Annotated in this window: 11 protein-coding genes and 3 pseudogenes; 6 read left to right on the plus strand and 8 right to left on the minus strand. The window is 60.7% G+C overall.

What is annotated here, in order from left to right:
- Positions 1-10 precede the first annotated feature (10 nt).
- Positions 11-4,150, minus strand: a pseudogene (locus tag PSEMO_RS29175) (CheR family methyltransferase).
- A 182-nt stretch (positions 4,151-4,332) separates the two neighbouring features.
- Entirely contained in the window at positions 4,333-4,566 is a 234-nt protein-coding gene (locus PSEMO_RS29180; protein ID WP_075806335.1) for a PLD nuclease N-terminal domain-containing protein, read from the minus strand.
- A 302-nt stretch (positions 4,567-4,868) separates the two neighbouring features.
- Here PSEMO_RS29180 and PSEMO_RS32460 point away from each other — a divergent pair.
- Together PSEMO_RS32460 and PSEMO_RS32465 are read left to right on the plus strand one after the other, a co-directional pair.
- Positions 4,869-5,725: pseudogene (locus PSEMO_RS32460) on the plus strand (IS5 family transposase).
- 422 nt (positions 5,726-6,147) lie between these two features.
- Positions 6,148-6,936, plus strand: coding sequence for a DKNYY domain-containing protein (locus PSEMO_RS32465; RefSeq protein WP_178392075.1), 789 nt, complete (start codon positions 6,148-6,150; stop codon positions 6,934-6,936).
- A gap of 71 nt (positions 6,937-7,007) precedes the next feature.
- Here the strand turns inward: PSEMO_RS32465 and PSEMO_RS29200 are convergent, their stop codons facing one another.
- Together PSEMO_RS29200 and PSEMO_RS29205 are read right to left on the minus strand one after the other, a co-directional pair.
- A complete protein-coding gene (locus PSEMO_RS29200; RefSeq protein ID WP_075806338.1) occupies positions 7,008-7,796 on the minus strand; it encodes an EAL domain-containing protein in 789 nt (262 codons plus the stop codon).
- Between the two features lie 126 nt (positions 7,797-7,922).
- Positions 7,923-8,744, minus strand: a complete 822-nt coding sequence (locus PSEMO_RS29205) for a hypothetical protein (protein WP_075806339.1) — start codon at positions 8,742-8,744, stop codon at positions 7,923-7,925.
- 476 nt (positions 8,745-9,220) lie between these two features.
- Between PSEMO_RS29205 and PSEMO_RS29210 the strand changes: the two genes are divergently transcribed.
- Positions 9,221-9,490 carry a type II toxin-antitoxin system RelB/DinJ family antitoxin gene (locus PSEMO_RS29210; RefSeq protein WP_075806340.1) on the plus strand — a complete coding sequence of 90 codons (270 nt, stop codon included), beginning with the start codon at positions 9,221-9,223 and terminating at the stop codon, positions 9,488-9,490.
- 249 nt (positions 9,491-9,739) lie between these two features.
- On the opposite strand, the gene PSEMO_RS29215 is transcribed toward PSEMO_RS29210, so the two are convergent.
- A complete protein-coding gene (locus PSEMO_RS29215; protein ID WP_075806341.1) occupies positions 9,740-10,177 on the minus strand; it encodes an acetyltransferase in 438 nt (145 codons plus the stop codon).
- A gap of 268 nt (positions 10,178-10,445) precedes the next feature.
- Between PSEMO_RS29215 and PSEMO_RS29220 the strand changes: the two genes are divergently transcribed.
- Complete coding sequence (locus PSEMO_RS29220) at positions 10,446-10,739, plus strand: DUF3077 domain-containing protein (RefSeq protein WP_075806515.1); 294 nt, start codon at positions 10,446-10,448, stop codon at positions 10,737-10,739.
- A gap of 24 nt (positions 10,740-10,763) precedes the next feature.
- On the opposite strand, the gene PSEMO_RS29225 is transcribed toward PSEMO_RS29220, so the two are convergent.
- From PSEMO_RS29225 to PSEMO_RS29235, 3 genes are all read right to left on the minus strand, one after another.
- Positions 10,764-11,105 (minus strand): DMT family transporter, encoded by a 342-nt coding sequence (locus PSEMO_RS29225; protein WP_075806342.1) that lies wholly within the window; start codon positions 11,103-11,105, stop codon positions 10,764-10,766.
- 3 nt (positions 11,106-11,108) lie between these two features.
- Positions 11,109-11,621 (minus strand): GNAT family N-acetyltransferase, encoded by a 513-nt coding sequence (locus PSEMO_RS29230; RefSeq protein ID WP_075806343.1) that lies wholly within the window; start codon positions 11,619-11,621, stop codon positions 11,109-11,111.
- A 67-nt stretch (positions 11,622-11,688) separates the two neighbouring features.
- Positions 11,689-12,255 (minus strand): helix-turn-helix domain-containing protein, encoded by a 567-nt coding sequence (locus PSEMO_RS29235; RefSeq protein WP_075806344.1) that lies wholly within the window; start codon positions 12,253-12,255, stop codon positions 11,689-11,691.
- Between the two features lie 1,426 nt (positions 12,256-13,681).
- Here PSEMO_RS29235 and PSEMO_RS34440 point away from each other — a divergent pair.
- A pseudogene (locus PSEMO_RS34440) lies at positions 13,682-15,295 on the plus strand (autotransporter-associated beta strand repeat-containing protein); the annotation flags it as partial.
- Positions 15,296-15,427: 132 nt separating this feature from the next.
- A complete protein-coding gene (locus tag PSEMO_RS34445) occupies positions 15,428-18,532 on the plus strand; it encodes a beta strand repeat-containing protein (protein WP_372239148.1) in 3,105 nt (1,034 codons plus the stop codon).
- Positions 18,533-18,555 lie beyond the last annotated feature (23 nt).

Below are 18,555 nucleotides of genomic sequence, written 5' to 3' on the forward strand. Positions count from 1 at the left end.
AGCGGATGACTCACCTCCCGGCGCGTTTGCACACCGCCTCGATAGTGTCCACCAGCTCTTCGTATTGAACCGGTTTGGTAAGGCGACGGGTGAAGCGGGCCTGCTGGCTACTTCCTTTAGGCTGGACGCTTCCGTAGCCGCTCAGCGCAATGGCCGGGGTGTGCTGGTGGAGGCTGGTTTCACGCAACGAGTTCATCAACTCGTGACCGTCCATGCCGGGCATGCCGATGTCCGTGAGGATAACGTCGAAGCGTTCCTGGCTGGACTCTTTCAACGCCTGGACAGGATCGCTGTAACTGCTCACCACGGCGTTTTCCATCTCCAGCAGCGTACGCATTACCTCCAGCACTTCCGTCGAATCATCGACCAGCAGGATCTTGAGTCCTGTGAGACGGCCCTCCAGGTTTGGTGTGTCATCTGCCTGGGCTTCTCCTTCCGTGTGCTCCGACAACGGTAGCGTCACGGTAAAGGTACAGCCCCTGCCAACGCCCGGGGAGCGCGCAATCACCGAGCCACCGTGTGCCTGGGCCAGTTGCTTGACCAGGGAAAGTCCAATGCCCAGGCCTTCACGTTGGTGGCTGGCATGCCTGGTCGTGGCCTGCTTGAACAACTCGAAGACGTTTTCCAGATTCGCAGCGGACAAGCCGATGCCGTTGTCCGCCACGTCCAGCTGAGCCATGCCACCCAACCGTTGCAGGGTAACCCTGACCTGGGCGTTTTCTCCGCTGAATTTCAGGGCGTTCTGCAGCAGATTCCAGATGATCTGCTCCAGGCGAGTCGGATCAGCATCGATGATGAGTGGCGGGGAGTCCGGTGCCGGCATCTCGAAGGTGACCTGGGCATCCGGGTACTCCTCGATCACGACCGCGTGGATATCGTCCAGCACCTTGGTGAGGTCCACCAGGCGCTTCTTCAGTTTCAACTTGCCGGTGCGAATCCGGGCAACGTCCAGCAGGTCGTCGATGATCCGCGCCTGGCTGTTGACCGCATCGTTGATGGTGGCAATCGCCTTGCTGGCGTTGACGATGTTCCTGACGGCCGGCAGCCGACGCAGGATCTCGCTGTTGAGCTAGATCAGGTTCAGCGGATGCTTGAGCTCGTGGGACATGACAGCAAAGAACTCATCCTTCATCAGGCTGCTGTGCTCCGTTTCCTCCAGTTTGCGGCACTGCTCGTCGTGCAGGCGCTTGTGTCCGGTCAGGTCGCGAGCGATCTTGACGTAGCCGTGTACCGCATCCGCCTGCAGCCTGGCCACCTCACCGGTACAATAGAAGCGGCTGCCGTTCTTGCGTACATGCCAGCGTTCGTCCTCGGCACGGCCAGACTCGCGGGCCCTGCGCAGTTCATCCTGGGGCATCCCCGCCGCGATGTCCTCGGCGGTGAACAGTAGTTCGTAGTGGGAGCCGACGACTTCGTCAGCGCTATAGCCGAAGATGATTTCCGCGCCGGTGTTCCAGTCGGTGATCTTTCCTTTCTCATCCAGGATGACGATGGCGAAATCATGGGTGCTTTCGGCTACCAGGCGCATCCGCTCCTGACCCAGGCGCAGGTCTTCCTCGGCCTCGCGGCGCTTGGTGATGTCGATGAAGGTCAGCACCGTGCCGTCGATATGGTCTTCGCTGGAGCGATAGGGTAGGACCCGGGCGATGTACCAGCGTCCGTCCTTGCTGCTAACCTCGCGCTCCAGCACCGTCAGGGTTTCGAACACCGACGAGGCGTCCTCGGCCAGTTCCGGGTAATCCAGGCGGTGGGTGATGTCCAGTAGGGAGCGGCCGGTATCGACCGGCAGCATGCTGAAGATTTCTTTCGCCCGTGGCGTGAACCAGCGGATATGCATGTTGCGATCGACGAAGACGGTGGCGATGTCGGTCGAAGCAATCAGGTTGGCCAGGTAGTCATTGACCTTGTCGGTCTCTTCTACCTTGGTCTTGAGCTCGTAGTTGACCGTCAGCAGCTCCTCGTTGATCGATTGTAGCTCTTCCTTGCTGGTCTCCAGTTCTTCGGTGGCCGAGCGCAACTCCTCGTTGACCGCCTGCATTTCCTCGTTGGAGGCCTTGAGTTCCTCGCCGGACACCTCGGACTGCTCGATGACATCCTGCAGGTGCTGCTTGGTCCGCTGCAGTTCGTTCTCCAGGCTGGCGAGCACTTCGTTCTCGGTCTGCAGGTTGGGCTCGTTCAGGTCGCTGCCTGGCTCGATGCGCGAAACGTTGAAGACAATGGTGCGCACGTCCTGGTCCGTCACCTCGTCCTTGTAAGGCCGGGCCGTGATGTCCACCAGGCACTCGCCTTCCATGTCTTTCAGGCGGACTTTGCGCGACAGGGTCGGGGCGCCGTTCTGCTGGGCCTGGAACAAGGCGGTACGCAGCTCCGAGCGTAGCTGCGGGGTAATCAGCACTAGCACATTGCGACTGACCTCGCCGGTGACGTAGCGCATGAAGCGGCCCGCGCCCTCGGTCATGTGCAGGATGTCGCCGTTGGCATCGACGATCAGGCTCGGCGGCATGTGCTGCGCCATGGCCCGCTGGTGAATCTCGGCGTAGGAAAATTTGCGCGGCACCTGCACGAAGGACGGCGGTTCGGCCAGGCTCGACAGGGTGAAACCACCGCGCGGCAGGCTCGGCGCACGGCGCTGCACGTTCGCGCCGGAACGGGCGCGGAAGATGCGATTGCGCTTGTCCACCGGGGTGAATAGCTCCGAGCACACGTCGGCAGACTCCGACGAGCCCATGAACAGGTAACCGCCCGGACGCAGCGCGAAGTGGAACATCTGCAACAACTCGCGCTGGCTCTCGCGGTCGAGGTAGATCAGCAGGTTGCGGCAGACGATCAGATCAATCTGGGAAAATGGCGGGTCGGCCAGCAGGCTATGCTTGGCGAAAAGGATTTTCTCGCGGATCTCCTTGCGCACCCGGTAGGCCTCGCCTTCCTTGACGAAGTACTGGCGCAGGCGGGTCGGCGGAACATCGGTGACGATGGCTTCCGAGTACACACCGGTGCGGCCGACGGAAATGGCACGCTCGTCGATATCGGTGGCGAAGACCTGGATCTTCACCGGGTCCAGCTCCAGCTTCTGGTGCTCGCTGCACAGGATCGCCAGGCTGTAGGCCTCCTCACCGGTGGAGCAGCCGGCCGACCAGATACGCACCTCCTCCTTGCCACCCTGGTCGTCGTCAGCCGACATCAGCGTGGTCAGCACATGCCGCTCCAGCGCTTCGAAGGCGTCGCGGTCGCGGAAGAAGTTGGTTACGCCGATCAACATGTCGCCCAGCAGTAGCTTGGCTTCTTCTGGCGTGCTCTCCAGGTAGCTGTAGTAGGCATGCAGATCGGGTTGTGCGGTCACCTGTAAGCGGCGCTCGATGCGCCTCAGTACTGTGGCCCGCTTGTAGTGCTTGAAGTCGTGTCCCGTGCGGGTACGAAGCAGGCGCAGGATCTCTCGCAGCGCGTGCTCTGCGGCTTCGCGCTCGTGTGCCGGTGTCTCTTCGACAAGATCGATATCATGAGGCGCCGGCAGCCGGATTGACTGGGTGTTGCCCCATATTTCCAGCAGCTTATGCGGGATATCGACAACGGGCAGAACGACATCGACCATCCCGGTCGCGATCGCCGCCAGCGGCATGCCGTCGAACTCTGCATCATCGGGGCTCTGGGCGATGGTGATGCCACCCTGTTCCTTGATCCGTGAAAGGCCCACAGCGCCATCACTGCCGGTGCCGGACAGCACCAGGCAGAAGGAGTGCTCCTTGTGCACGTCGGCCAGGTCGCGGAAGAACAGGTCGATCGAAATGTGTTTGCCGCGCGGCCGGTTAGCCGGCTTGACCCTCAGATAGCCGTCATTCATTGACAACTGGGTGGCCGGTGATATCACGTAGATATGATTGGGTTCGATCAGCGAGGTGTCAGTGACCTGATGCACCGGCATGCTGGTGCAGCCCTGCAGGATCTGGTCCGCGACGCTTTCGTGGTCAGGCGACAGGTGCAGGACAACCACGAAGGCCATGCCGCTATTGGCGGGCATATGTTCGAAAAAGGTCCTGACGGCATTGAGCCCACCGGCCGAGGCACCAATCCCGACCACCGCGAAATCCAGGTGGCTAGGAAGAATCCCTTCCCGCTGAGGAAGAGAGGGTTGGTGGCTGGCTGTCCGTTTCATGATGGAATCTCTTGTTCGGTGACTCGACTGCGTCAACGGTAGCTTGTCGTCTTGCGACATCGCACAAGCGGAAATCGCTCCATCTTAGCAAGGCTCGAACTTCCGAGTGGCTATCACGGCTCTGACGGGTGCAGAAAATCACCGTATTTGCGTGCAGAGCATCCCAACACGTGATTCGGATCCTATCCCTTACTATGTTCGTCGGAGGTCGGCCCCGTTCCTCGCTTGATTCCACGAGGCCCAGCCACGCCCCACATCACGAGCCCAAGAATAGGTAGCACCACCAAAATCAGTGCCCACATGATCTTGGTGGTATCTGTTTTGTCACTACGGAAAACACTCACGATCGCCCACAAATCGACCAGCAAGATAATTACCGCCAGGGCAATCCAAAAGTACGTCACAGGCTCACTCATCACCGTATCTCCTGTGTGATTGAAATGGCCGCCTGATGGACAGCGATAGCGACCTTCCTAATCAGATGAATTCCGAGCATCGGGTAAGTTCAGCCTGTTGGCTAGGATGATGATCGGCGGAAACCCCGATAAGAAAATCGAAGCGTGATGGCGTCCATTGCAGAAGCACAAATATGAGTGGATCCACTAATGGCATTACTGCGTACTAGGCTCTCTCTGAAATTGAGAGAAACCGAACTTCAGTGCCGCGAACGCTGAGATTTTTGTAAGGTTTTCAGCCATCTATGGAAAGGAATCCTGTGATGGCTAAGCGCTACGAACTTTCGGATGAAGCATGGAATCTGGTCGCAGATCTGTTCACCTCAACCCACACCAGAGGCAGGCCGCGATCAAGTGATCGCCTGATACTCGATGGCGTGCTGTGGTTGCTGCGCTCCGGTGCTCCCTGGCGCGATATGCCCGAGTGCATTGGGCCTTGGCGAACGGTTTATCACCGCTTCCGACTTTGGCGAAACCGGGGAACCTTTGAGCAGATGCTCAAGCGATTGCATCTGAAACTCAATGATCAAGGGCTCATCGACCTGCAGACCTGGATGATCGATTCAACTGCTGTTCGTGCCACCCGCGCCTCATCAGGTGCAGGTAAAAAAGGGGGCTTGATGAACCCGCAGATCACGCTTTAGGCCGCAGTCGGGGTGGTCTCACCACCAGGATTCATATGCTCTGCGACGCCAACGGCGTGCCTTTGCGCTTCCTGCTTTCTGGCGGTCAAGCCAGCGATATCAGCTACGCAGAGCCATTGCTGGACGATGTCTGTATCCCGACCAGCAAGCGCGGCCGGCCTCGCAAGCGCTACCGCTGGCTTCTGGTGGACAAAGGCTACGATGCTGGTGCATGACGACGCTACTGTGACCGGTATCGCATGCAACCAGTTATTCCTTGGCGTGCAATGAGGCGCAAACCCAAGCCTGGATTACCCCGCCTGTTCGATCGCTCCAAATACCGGTAACGGAATGTGATCGAGCGTATGTTTGGCTGGCTGAAGGAGAATCACCGAATCGTGACCCGCTTCGACAAGCTCGCAAAAAGTTATGGTGCGATGGTCTCGCTGGCTTGTGTCATGCGGTGTCTGCGACACCTTTTTTCAGACAGAACCTAACTTAGAGTTAAATTTGTATCCCATTTCCTCCTATGCAAAGTTCAAGCAACGAATCCAACAATGCTTGACCGCCCGGCGGACATTAATTAATACAAATAAAATAGCCTGGCACACATCCAAGAGGTGAGGGGAAATATTCGGTTTCGTTTCAATCAAGAATTATTGATCTTCGTCGCTGCGTACTAGTTGCTGTCAACGTATACTTGATACACCTTGCGCATAAAAATCATATCTCAATGAAAATGTCATCACGCACCTTATTTTCCAAATTATCAAATTTTGTTGAAGCCAAGACTCCTAAGCGGAGCTTGGGCAAGCACCCCATAAGCTGCTCTATTCTGCTCCTTTACGCTCTCTGTCTTCCTATATTTTCCTACGCATTTGAAACATTCAGTTGCCAAGAAATTTGGTTCGAGGTAAGCATGGAAGAGGCTATCGCTAGTAACAGAAACCCAGACAGGAGGCAAAACTGTCCCGCCAATAAAATCGATGACTCCGCGAGCCAAGTGGGTTATCAAATTACGGAAAGTCGCGCTTACTGGTTTTCAACCTCAACTAGTCGAAGTAGTCCGTGCAATGGAGTCGGAGTAGGTGCACTCGGGCAGATCTTCAACCCGGTCTGCTATTTACCCAGTGAGTTGCAGTTTCACCATACTCGTGCAGAGCGAAAACTGTGGCTGACGAGCACCGACGGCAAAAATTTTCGGGTACTTGACTCGAGTCTTGCCACAGCTATACCGGAGCAGCAGCCTAAATTTGATAAATATGCGATTGATAGCACTTCGGTGTATTACTATTCTGAAAAACTGAAAAATGCAGACCCGAAGAGCTTCGAAGTCTTGTCTCCTCCCGGCAACGACATAAACCTGGCACAGTATTCGTTTGCCAAAGACCATGAAAGTCTCTTTATTGATGGCTGGAGGCTACCTGGTATTGACCTGGAAAAAATTGAGTGGTTGGAGATCCTCTGCACTGACGCTCCTGAAAAATGTGATAGTTTCCAGAGCCGCATCCCAAGCATTGGAAGAGTCGAAAGCAATATTATTTTCATTGACAGATTGCGCGCTACCTTATTTTCAAACATTGAAACATCAAAAATGTTCTGCTCACGAAAACAGATTCTAGTATTCTGCACTATTGGCGGTAAGCGTTACCTGATCGATTCAGGAATTCGAGAGGAAGCACGGCTGGTTATCCAGCCAGAAGACTGAATGCCAAGATTGCATTGACCGAAATGGGAAAGGGGCCGGGGAAAAGTTTTTTCCCATTTCGTGCTAGCCGTTCAAGACGAAACAAGCCGCTCAATCAAAGGCAACCCATTCACCTCCGGTCGCGCAAACAAGTACCCTTGCATCAAATCAATCCCCAACGCCGCCAACGCCCGGCACTCTGCGTCCGTCTCAATGCCCTCGGCAATAAGGGTTATCCCCAACCGCTCCGCTACCAGAACAATACCGGCAACGATGGCCTGGCGCACCGGATCCTGGCTGATTCCCCGAGTGAGTGCCATGTCCAGCTTGAGGACGTCCGGTTGAAATTCTGCAAGCAGATTCAGCCCTGAGTAACCCGAGCCGAAGTCGTCTATCGCAGTGGTGAAGCCCTGTCGGTCGTATTCCTTGAAGATGGCTTTCAAGTGCTCGGTATCTTCGATCCGCTCGCCCTCGGTCACTTCGAACATGAGCCGATTGGCCGGGAAGTCGAAGGTCCGTGTGGCCTCCAGGGTCGCGCGGATACAGGTGCTGGGACGGTAGACGGCGTTGGGCAGGAAGTTGATGCTCAACTTGCAGTCTGCCAGCTGTCCCAAGCCCAGCGCAGCCGCTTGTTCGATGGCCTTGACTCGACAGGTCTGGTCGAAGCGGTACAGATTATCGGGCGTTACCTTGGCGAGAATTTCCGCAGCGCTTTCACCGTTTAGACCGCGAACCAGTGCTTCATAGGCGTAGGGCCTACCGGAGGGAAAATGAACGATAGGCTGGAAGGCCATCGTAATATCGAAACCCAGGCTCGCATGGTCGCGACATTGCGAGCAGCCAGTCGCTTCAAAGGGCTGGGGGAAAAAAGGCTTGCTCATGGGGTATCGCCAAGGTACGGGAGTACGGCCGTTCAGAATGCTTGAATCGGCACCATAAAGAAAAGGCTCGCCTGATGTGCGAGCCTTTTTTTCACTGAGTGCGCAGGTCGGTATCTACCTCAGGCGCTATTGATGCAACCCCGAATTCGCCATCAACGTAAACAACCTCAAATTCCTGGCCATAGAGTTCTCCACCGTTGCCGGAAACATCTGCAGCAGCATCCCGTTGTTGAACCGGTCCAGGCTGGTGGTGGGCATGAATTTCCCCGGCTCTGGCTTGTCGTTCGTGCTGAACCGCAGAGGCTCGTGGTTGCCGGACATTGTGTAGGTCAGCCGCTTATTCGTGCCGGGTTGGTCCATGACCAGCGTCCTGCTTTGCGGGTCATAGCTGGAGTTGCCAGCCTCCTGCACGAGCAGGACCTTGTTGGTCTCCGGGCTGTACCAGAGGATATGCACCTGTCCGCCGTGCAGGTAAACAAACTGCAGGGCGTTCATCTGCCGGTCCACGACGCCACGGCTCAAGTAAAGCCCGTCGACGGGAGTAAACAGTTCCAGCTCAAGGAAGTCCGTCGCGGCACCCGGTTCCTGGCCGAACTTCGCGTACAGGTCCGGCATGATTCCCTTGATTGGCACCCACAGAGAGTTTTCCAGTGTGTCGCCATCAAATTTGACAATGCCGTCTTTGGCCGTAGTCAGGTCAATCGAATACGTCAGGCTTTCCCGAGGTGGAATGGATGAGCAACTGTCACGGTGCTCGACGACGAAGTCATCTGCCGCTTCGTAGCCACCCTGTTCCCATGCCGTGGCGAGCTGTTTGGCGGAGGCTGGGTTGCTGCAGTTCATGATGCCTTCTACCTGATCGATACCTTCGACCATGTCTATCCTGGTTGCCATGGCGTTCGTGGATAGCGCGGCGAACAGGCCCAGAAGCATAAAACTGCGTTTCATCGAGTGTCGTCCTTCAGTGTCGGTAGCCTGGTATCGGCGAGCAGGCCAGTGGCTTTAACGGCCGTCCTTGGCTAGGCTCTGTACGAAATGCATCCGAACTCGCCCATGCTGCGTTGAAAACAGGCTCGGAATGCTCATTGACAACCAGTCAACTCCGCTTCCTCGCCTGTTTTCGCCTTGCCTGGCCTTCGCTCGAATACATTTCGTACAGAGCCTAGCCAGCGGGGAGCGATCGGTCTGCACGAAGCCGTGATGCTGGTAGAAGCCAACCGCCTCAGGATTCTGCTCCCCCACCGCTAGCAGGAAATACGCCTGGACCGTCTGCTGGCAATCATTCCGCTGGACGCTGGCGCACAATTTGGACGCATCGAGTTGGCTGGCAACTGCGTTGAGCGTTTTTTGTACAAAAAACCGGACTAGTGGTATAGGAGGAGTATGCTGAGCACATTGTAGCTACAACGTGCTCCGAGGAATCCATGGCCAACACTGAAGTCGTACGCACTCGCATCGAAAGTGATCTCAAGGCAAGCGCCACCGCCATTCTTGACGAGATGGATGTCACTGTTTCGCAGGCAATCCGGATGATGCTGGTGCAGGTTGTGCACACAAAGGAACTTCCCTTTGCAGTCAAGGCACCGGAGCTCAACGAGCGAGCACGGAAAGTCATGGAAGAGCAGGATCGTAATCCTGATGTGATCCACCACGAGAATTCCGCTGCGTTCTTCAAGAGATTGGGCATCGAGTGAGTAATGCGCGGCGTGTGAGGCGGTGCTACCTCTCGACCTCTAACTCCAGAAAACAAAGAAGGCCTGCATCAGATCGATGCAGGCCTTCTTTGTTTTCTGTGGCGTACTGGAGGCCCGGTCGCGTGATCAGGCTTGAAGCTGAGAGGGGTTGAATCAGGCGGCGCCCACCACGGGTGTTCCGCCTGGACTCGTCACTTGATGCCGCTCTGCGTCAGTGCGGCATCCTGTAAGCGACCCAATTTCGCTTCCTCAGTCGGGCAAGCTCATATGCAACAACGGAAACGGCCGCCCCTCACCATCCAGCGGCGAGCGCCCGGTCTGTACAAACCCGTAATGCCCATAGAACCCCACCGCATCGGGATTCTGCTCATTCACATCGACACTCAGCTCACCGCGTGAACCACGGGCATGATCAAGCAACGCGCGCCCGATCCCTTTGCCCCGCAGATCCGGCTCGATAAAGAGCATTTCAACGTGTTGTTCATTAAGCCCGATAAAGCCCAGCGGGCGATCCTGCTCATCCACCGCAACCCACAACTCGACAGCGGGCAGGTAGACATCCCGAAGCTGCGGAAGCAGCGCATCGATATCGGACGGTTGCAGAAAGTGGTGGGTGGCGCGGACGGAGCGCAGCCAGATGTCGAGCAGCAGTGGGTGGTCGGCGTTGGTAGCCTGGCGAATGATCATTGGAGACATCCTTAGAACACTTGATATGGAAATCAAGCCCGCTGGGAAACAGCGGACATCAGTGTCGGCAACCTTGAATGCCCGCTTCGCGAGTTAACGCCTGGGCGGTGCACGGCGGAGGTGGCCGGAAAGGAGGGAGGCGGGACGATACTGAGGTGGGCGGTAGGGTGTCAATAAAAATTGACGGTCGGTTGGCTGTATCCCGTTTTGGGATAAATCCTCGACTGCGGTATTTGTTCAGTCCTCGACATCGGACCGGATGGACATCATGAGCGCTCAGCAGAATCTTCCCTCTCTCACCACGACAGGTGTTGCTTCGTTTGGCCGATGTGCCGCCGTCAGTTCTTGTCTGTTTCGGGTAAACCCCGATATCCCTGCCACCGATGCCCTGGCCCAGGCCTCCGTCCTGATGGACTGCATCAACCGCCTGACCCTGATCGGCGGTGCCGATGCCGACAACGGCGCTCCGGTCTGGGCTGCTCATTATCTAGGGGAGCAGGTGAAGGCGATCATCGATGATGTGGCGGTGGGATTGCGGGGTAGCAGGGGAGAGATGGAGTGAGGCGGGCCTCATTCTCAGGAGTCTTTATTTGGCGGCGCTCCTGATGGCCTCATCGCTGGCAATCAACACCGAAATCGTCGCCGCCGCCCCTAGCCGCTGGTACCCGCAGATACTGGCAAACACGAAAAACGACCCCAGCACCCCGGGCAGCACGCTCCAGTAGCGCAGCGCCCCGATCATCTCGCCAATCCCGGCCAGCCCTGAGCGCCCCAGTAGCAACCCGAGCAGAATGACGAACCCCACCGCCGAGTTGACCAGCAAGGTGATCAGCACCGTCGAGACCGTATTGCTGATCTGCACCATCAGCAGGTTCTGGATGACCAGGGCAGCACCGGCCGCCATCAGCAGCGCAACGATCCAGCCCATGGCCTACTCCGGCGCGACGCGCTGATCGAGCTTGAGCTGCAGGAATACCAGGTCCAGCCAGGTGCCGAACTTGGCCCCCACTTCCCGCAAGTGTCCGACGTTCTCGAAGCCGAGCTTTTCATGCAGGCCGATGGAGCCCAGGTTGCCGGCCTCGATACCGGCGACCATGACGTGCTTGCCAATGGCCCGGGCCCGTTCGATCAGGGCGCGCATCAGCTTTTCTCCAAGCCCTTTGCCCCGCTGGTCGCCACGTACATACACGGAGTGCTCGACGGTGTGCCGATACCCGTCCCACGCCCGCCAGTCGCCGAAGGAGGCGTAGCCCAGCACGTCGTCCGCGGCGTCGACTACCACCAGCACCGGATACCCGGCCTTTTGCCGATCAGCCAGCCAGGCCAGGCGGTTGGCCGTGTCGACCAGGGTTTCGTTCCAGATCGCCGTGGAGTGGGCGACCGCGTCGTTGTAGATCAGGGTAATGCCGGGAATGTCGCCGGGGACGGCGTCGCGAATTAGCATGGCAAACTCCGGTTGTCACTATGGTGGATGGATAATCCATCATAGTGGACTGCCGGTGCAAGCCCGCTCAGCGGCTGTTCAGCAGGGTAATCGCGTACACGCACTGCGCAGCACTGTCATTGCGAAATTCGCAATCCACCGGCGGCCCCAGTTCCAGGCAGTCGCCGGCTTGCATGGCATGGCGCACATCGCCCTCGACGAACACCAGTTCCCCCTGCAAGACCCAGATCAACTGGCGCTGGAAGGCATAGGCGGAGGCGGGCATGGGCACGTGCTTGCCGGCGGGGAGGGTGATTTGCAGCAGATCCACGGGCAGGTCGGACTGCGGCGAGACATGCCGGCGCAGGTAGCCGGTTTCCGGGTCCACCCAAACGCTCTGGTCCGCTGCGCGGAGCAGGCGGCCCTGTCGGGTTTCGGCGCGGGCGATCAGGCTGGAGATGCTCAGGCCGAAGGCCCCGGAGAGCTTGCCCAGGAGGTTGGCAGTGGGGCTGCTTTCGCCACGCTCGACCTTGTGGATCATCGCGCGGGAAACCGCGGCGCGTTGCGACAGTTCGGTGAGGGACCAGCCGCGGCTTTCCCGCTCGGTGCGGATGCGCGCGCCAATGCGGGCATCAAGATCGTGTTCGGTAGTCATGCCGTCACTATAGTGGACGCCCGCCGCGTGGCTCAACCCGCACGTCGCGTCTTGCCCCATAACACCCTCGCGGATTTTCAAACACTCGAAAACATCTGTTCGGTCAGCTTTGTAATATTTAGAAACAATTTGGCTGGTCCGACAAATCTGAAGGAAATTTCAGTCGACTCCATGCCGTTCGTCAGCTCAAGCCCGCATGCCGTCTCGGTTCCACCCCGCATTTACGGGGATTATCACTAAAGGATTAATACTAAGCGCGTGTACGAATAGTCCGGCGTGGATCCAAGTTTTTGGCTACAAATCACCCCCATCAAGGAACCTGTATTCGCCAGGGTCAGGCAGTTCGACATGCAGTGTGTGTAGTTCCTGAGGGGGACGGCTGGTCAGCCGGCACGCATTCAAAGACGGATTCGCCTGATCCACGAAGGAGACGCTCGTGGACAGAAGAACCGCCAAGAAGACCTTTACCGCTCGTTTTGCTCCATTGCCCCTTGCCGTCAGCATGGCAGCCGCAGGGGTAGCTACCGGTTTCTTCAGCCCACAGGCACAGGCGCTGTGCTCAACGGTTGGCTCCACCATTAGCTGTACGGGCGTGACTGTCGGCCTGGTCAGCTCGACCAGCAACCTGACGGTCAACGTGCAGAATGGTGCACAGATCTATACGGGCGTCGTTGACCCGATCAACGCGATCTCCCTCACCGGCACCGGCATCACCGTCAACAACGCCGGGCGCATCGATCCTGCGCTGCTCCCGGGCCTGGTCTCCCTGGCGTCCGGCCTGAGCCTCTCCAACGCCGCCGGTAGCACGATAACGGTCAATAACCTTTCCACTGGCGAGATCATGGGCACCTCGACCCTGCTCGGCGCCAACCTGCTGAATCTCGGCGGTGTCGGTCTGGTGGTGCAGAACGGGGCGGGGGGCACCACGACAATCGGTAACAGCGGCCTCATCAGCGGCACTCCCTTGCTGGGGGCGGCGGTCCTCGCCGAGGACATCCCGGTGATCGCGCTCCGTGGTGGCGCGCGTAACGTCCTGACCAACAATGCGACGGGCATCATCACGGGCCGGGTGGCCATGCAGGCCTCTACGTCAGGTAACGTCTTCACCAACGCCGGTACGGTCACCGGGAGTATCAACCTGGGGACGGGCACTGCGGGCGTATCCGGGGCCAACACCTTCAACGCCGTGACCGGCTCCCTGGTCAGCGCCGGTGCGGGTGTCGGGATCGACCTTGGGGTACTCGGTGGCCTCGGTATCGCCTACGTCGGGGCTGGCATCGTCAACGGCGGCCTGATCAACAACGGCAACACCCTGAACCTGATGAACGCCATCGGTGGCGGCTCCGGCATCAACGGCACCGGTACCATCAACGGTACCCAATACGTCAACTTCAACAACCTCGTTGTCTCCAGCGGCACCTGGACGATGACCAACCAGTTGTTCAAGTCCGGTACCACCAGCCCGAGCGTCAACCTGAACGGCGGCCGGTTGCGCGTCGACTCCAACGCCCTGCTCGGCGTGTCCTCGCTCACGTCCAACGGCGGCTCCCTGGGCAACGCCAGCGGCACCAACTCTACGGTCAGCAGCAACATCACCCTCGCGGGCAACCTGACGGTGGACAGCGACCTGGGCCTGACCCTCAACGGCGTCGTGAGCGGCGCCGGCACCTTGATCAAGACCGGCACCGGCACCCTGACCCTCAATGGCAACAACACCCTGACCAGCGGCACCACCCTGACCGCCGGTACCCTGTCCCTGGGCAACGCCTCGGGCCTCGGTGTCGGCAGCAACACCCTGAACGTCACCGGTGCCAGTACCCTGAGCAGTACCTCGGCGATGACCGTCGCCAATGGTATCTTGCTCAACGGCGCCAACCTGACCGTCAACAGTACCTCGGCCCTGAACCTGAGCGGTGCGATCAACGGCACCGGTTCGCTGACCAAGACCGGCAGCGCCGACCTGACGCTGAGCGGCGCCAACAACTTCGGCGGCGGCCTCAACATCAACGCCGGCAAGCTGATCCTGGCCAATGCCGGGGCCACCGGCGCGGGCACTATCACCGCGGGGATCGCCGGTGGCGAGCTGGACACTTCCAGCGCCCAGACCCTGACCAACCTGGTCCAGCTCAACGGCAACCTGACCCTGACGGGCAGCAACAACCTGACCCTCAACGGGAAAATCTCCGGCAGCGGCGGCCTGATCAAGAACGGCACCAACACCCTGACCCTGACCGGCGCCAACGACTTCACCGGCAACTCGATCCTCGCCGGCGGCACCCTGGTATTGACCAACAACGCCGCCCTGGGCCTCGGCCAACTGACCCTGAACGCCAACTCCAGCCTGCTGGCCGACGGCCTCAACGTCGGCAACGCCATCAACCTGGGCACCCGCGCCCTGACCCTGACCAACACCGCTGCCACTACGCTCAGCGGTGCGCTCTCCGGCACCGGTCAAGTGATCAAGAGCGGAACCGGCGACCTGACCCTGAGCGGCAACAGCAACTTCGCCGGGGTCGTGCAGTTGACCAACGGCAAGCTGATCATCGGCAGCAACTCCGCGCTGGGTATCGGCAGCCTGGCGGCGGGCGCCAACACCGTTCTCGACAGCGACGCTGCGCGCACCCTCGCCGTCAACGCGATCAACATTGCGAGCAACCTGACCATCGCCGGCAGCAACGACCTGGCGCTGAACGGCCAGATCGCCGGCAACGGCACCGTGACCAAGAACGGCTCGGCGAGCCTGACGCTGGGTGGACCCAACGTCTATGTCGGCAACACCCTGCTCAACGCCGGCACCCTGATCCTCGGCTCCCCCACGGCGCTGGGCAACCCCAACAACCTGCTGGTGGCCAGCGCCGGCACCACGCTGGATGCCAACACCGCGGTCTCCATCGCCAACGGCATCACCCTGGGCGCCGGCGGCAACCTGACCATCGGCGGCACCTCCGCCCTGGGCATCAACGGCACCATCAGCGGAGCCGCAGGCGCGGGCCTGGTGAAGAACGGCACCGCCGACCTGATCCTCAACGGCAGCAACACCTACACCGGCGATACCCTGCTCAATGCCGGTCGCCTGGTCGTCGGCCACGCCAACGCGCTGGGGCAGAGCGCCCTGATTGCCGCAGCGGGCAGCACCCTGGACTCCAACGCGTCGATCAACCTGGCCAATGCCATCACCCTCAATGGTGCCGTCAACGTCGGCGGGACCTCCAACCTGACCCTCAGCGGCCTGATCAGCGGCGGTACCCTGGTCAAGGTCGGCGGGACCAACCTGACCCTGACCGGCGTCAACACCTACAGCGATACCACCCTGCTCGGTGGTGTCCTGGCCCTGACCAATGCCGGCGCCATCGGCAGCGGCGATATCACCGTCGGCGGTGCATCGACCCTGGCCGGTACCGTTCCGCTGACCCTGGCCAACAATATCCACCTGAATTCCGCCTTGGCCACGCCGGTCGGCGGTACCAATGCCCTGACGCTCAACGGCGTCATCGACGGCGCCGGCAGCCTGAGCAAGTCCGGCAGCGGCACCCTGACCCTGAATGGCGTCAACAACTACAGCGGCGGCACCGCGCTGGTAGCTGGCACCCTGTTGCTGGGCAATGGCAGCGCGCTCGGCACCGGTACCCTGAGCACCGCCGGTGGCACCACCCTCGACACCGCCAGCGCGATGACCCTCGGCAACGCCCTGAGCGTCACCGGCCAACTGAACCTGACCGGCAACAACGCCCTGACCCTGACCGGCAACATCACCGGCTCCGGTGGCCTGAACAAGAACGGCGCCAGCGCCCTGACCCTGAGCGGCGTGGGCAGCAACTACTCCGGGCAGACCAACCTCAATGCTGGCACCCTGATCCTCGGCAGCAACAACGCCCTCGGCACCAGCGTGCTGAATGCCGCCGGTGGCACCGTGCTGGACGCCACCACCGGGGCGAATGCCTCCAACCAGATCAACCTGGCCGGCAACCTCGCCATCGGCGGCAGTGCCGACCTCGGCCTGAGCGGCCTGGTCACCGGCACCGGCAGCCTGACCAAGAACGGCGCCAGTGTCCTGGGCCTGAGTGGCAACAACACCTTCCAGGGCGGCGTCGTGCTCAATGCCGGCGGCCTGGTGGTGGGCAGCAACACTGCCCTGGGCCTTGGCACCCTGACCGTAGCCGGCGCTTCGATACTCGACAGCAGTGCCTCGATCATTCTTGCCAACCAGGTCGCCCTCAACAGCGACCTGACCATCGGCGGCAGCAACAACCTGGGGCTGAGCGGCACCCTCACCGGCACCGGCAACCTGATCAAGAACGGCGCGGGCAACCTGCTGCTGAACGGCACCAACACCGGCTTCACCGGCAATACCACACTCAACGCCGGTCGTATCGTGGTCGGCACCAACAGCGCCCTGGGTTCGGGCACCGTGACTGCGGCCGACGGCACTGCGCTTGATGCGGCGGGTGCGGTCAACCTCGCCAATGCGATCACCGTCAATGGCGCGTTGTCCCTGGGCGGCACCGGCAACCTCGGCCTGACCGGCGCCATCACCGGCGCCGGCAGCCTGGTCAAGACCGGCAACGCCACCCTGACCCTGTCCGGCAACAACAACTACGCCGGCGGCACCACGCTCAACGCCGGTGCCCTGAACATCGGCAGCGCCACCGCCATCGGCGCGGGCGACCTGACCGTCGGCGGCGCAGCCAGCCTGACCACCACGGGCGCGCAGAGTCTCGCCAACGCGGTGCACCTGAATGCCGGCCTGATCCTGCCGGGTAGTGCCAACCTGACCCTCAACGGTGTAATCGACGGTATCGGCGGCCTGACCAAGACCGGCACCGGCAGCGTCACCCTCAACGGCGCCAACACCTACGGCGGCGGCACCCTGCTGTCCGGTGGCACCCTGGTGGCAGGGTCGAACACTGCCTTTGGCAGCGGCACACTGACCGCGAATGCTGGCACTTCGTTGGACGCCAACAAAGCCGTGAGCCTGGCCAACGCCGTGGCCCTGACCGGCAACGTCAACGTCCTGGGCAGCAGCGACCTGGCCCTGACCGGCGACATCGCCGGCGCTGGTGGCCTGACCAAGACCGGCAGCGCCAAGCTGACCCTCTCCGGCAACAACACCTTCACCGGCCCGGTCAACCTCAGCGGCGGCACCCTGAGCGTGGGCAGCAACACCGCCCTCGGCCTCGGCGCGCTGAATGCCAGCGGCAATGCGATCCTCCAGGCCGCCACTGCCGCCAGCCTCAACAACCTGATCAACCTCAACGGTGGCCTGGTCCTGGGCGGCAGCGCCGCGCTGTCGCTGAACGGCCTGATCACTGGCACCGGTGGCCTGACCAAGCAAGGCACCTCGACCGTCACCCTGAACAGCGCCAACACCTACACCGGCGGCACCACCCTGGCCAACGGCACCCTGGTGCTCGGCAACAGCCTGGCCCTGGGCAACGGTGCAGTGACCGTGACCGGCCCTGGCACCCTCGACAGCCTCACCGCGATCAACCTGGGCAACAACATCACCCTGAACGGTGCCCTGAGCATGGGCGGCACTGCCGACCAGACCCTCAGCGGCGTGATCAGCGGTGCCGGCAGCCTGACCTCCAATGGGCAGAGCAACCTGACCCTCACCGGGGTCAACACCTACACCGGCGGTACCACCCTTAGCGCCGGTACCCTGACCCTCGGCAATGCCGGCGCCATCGGCAGCGGTCGCCTGAGCGTCACCGGTGCGTCGAGCCTGAACACCAACTCGGCGTTCGCCCTGGCCAACGCCATCACCCTCGGGGCCGGCCTGAACCTCACCGGCCACAGCGACCTGACCCTCAATGGCGTCATCGACGGCGCTGCCGGCCTGACCAAGAGCGGTGCGGGCAACCTGACCCTGAACGGCGTCAACACCTATGTCGGCGGTACCACGCTGGCGGGCGGCACCCTGACCCTCGGCAACGGCAGCGCCCTGGGCAACGGCGCCCTGAGCGTGACCGGCGCGGCGACCCTGGACAACAGCGCGGCCTTCGCCCTGGGCAATGCCATCGCCCTCGGCGCCGACCTGACCCTGGCCGGCACCAACGCCCTCAACCTGGGCGGGGTGATCAGCGGGACCGGCGGCCTGGTCAAGACCGGCGCGGCCGACCTGATCCTCGCTGGCGCCAACACCTTCAGCGGCGCGGTGGACATTCTCTCCGGCAGCCTGACCACCCTGAACACCGGCTCCCTGGGCAATACCTCGGGCGTCAACGTCGCCACCGGCGCGCTCTCAACCTCGGTGCCAGTTCCGCCATCGGCGGCCTGAACGGCGGCGGTGCGGTCGCCCTG

The organism is Pseudomonas putida (assembly GCF_001941965.1).
GTDB classification, from domain to species: Bacteria; Pseudomonadota; Gammaproteobacteria; order Pseudomonadales; family Pseudomonadaceae; genus Aquipseudomonas; species Aquipseudomonas putida_L.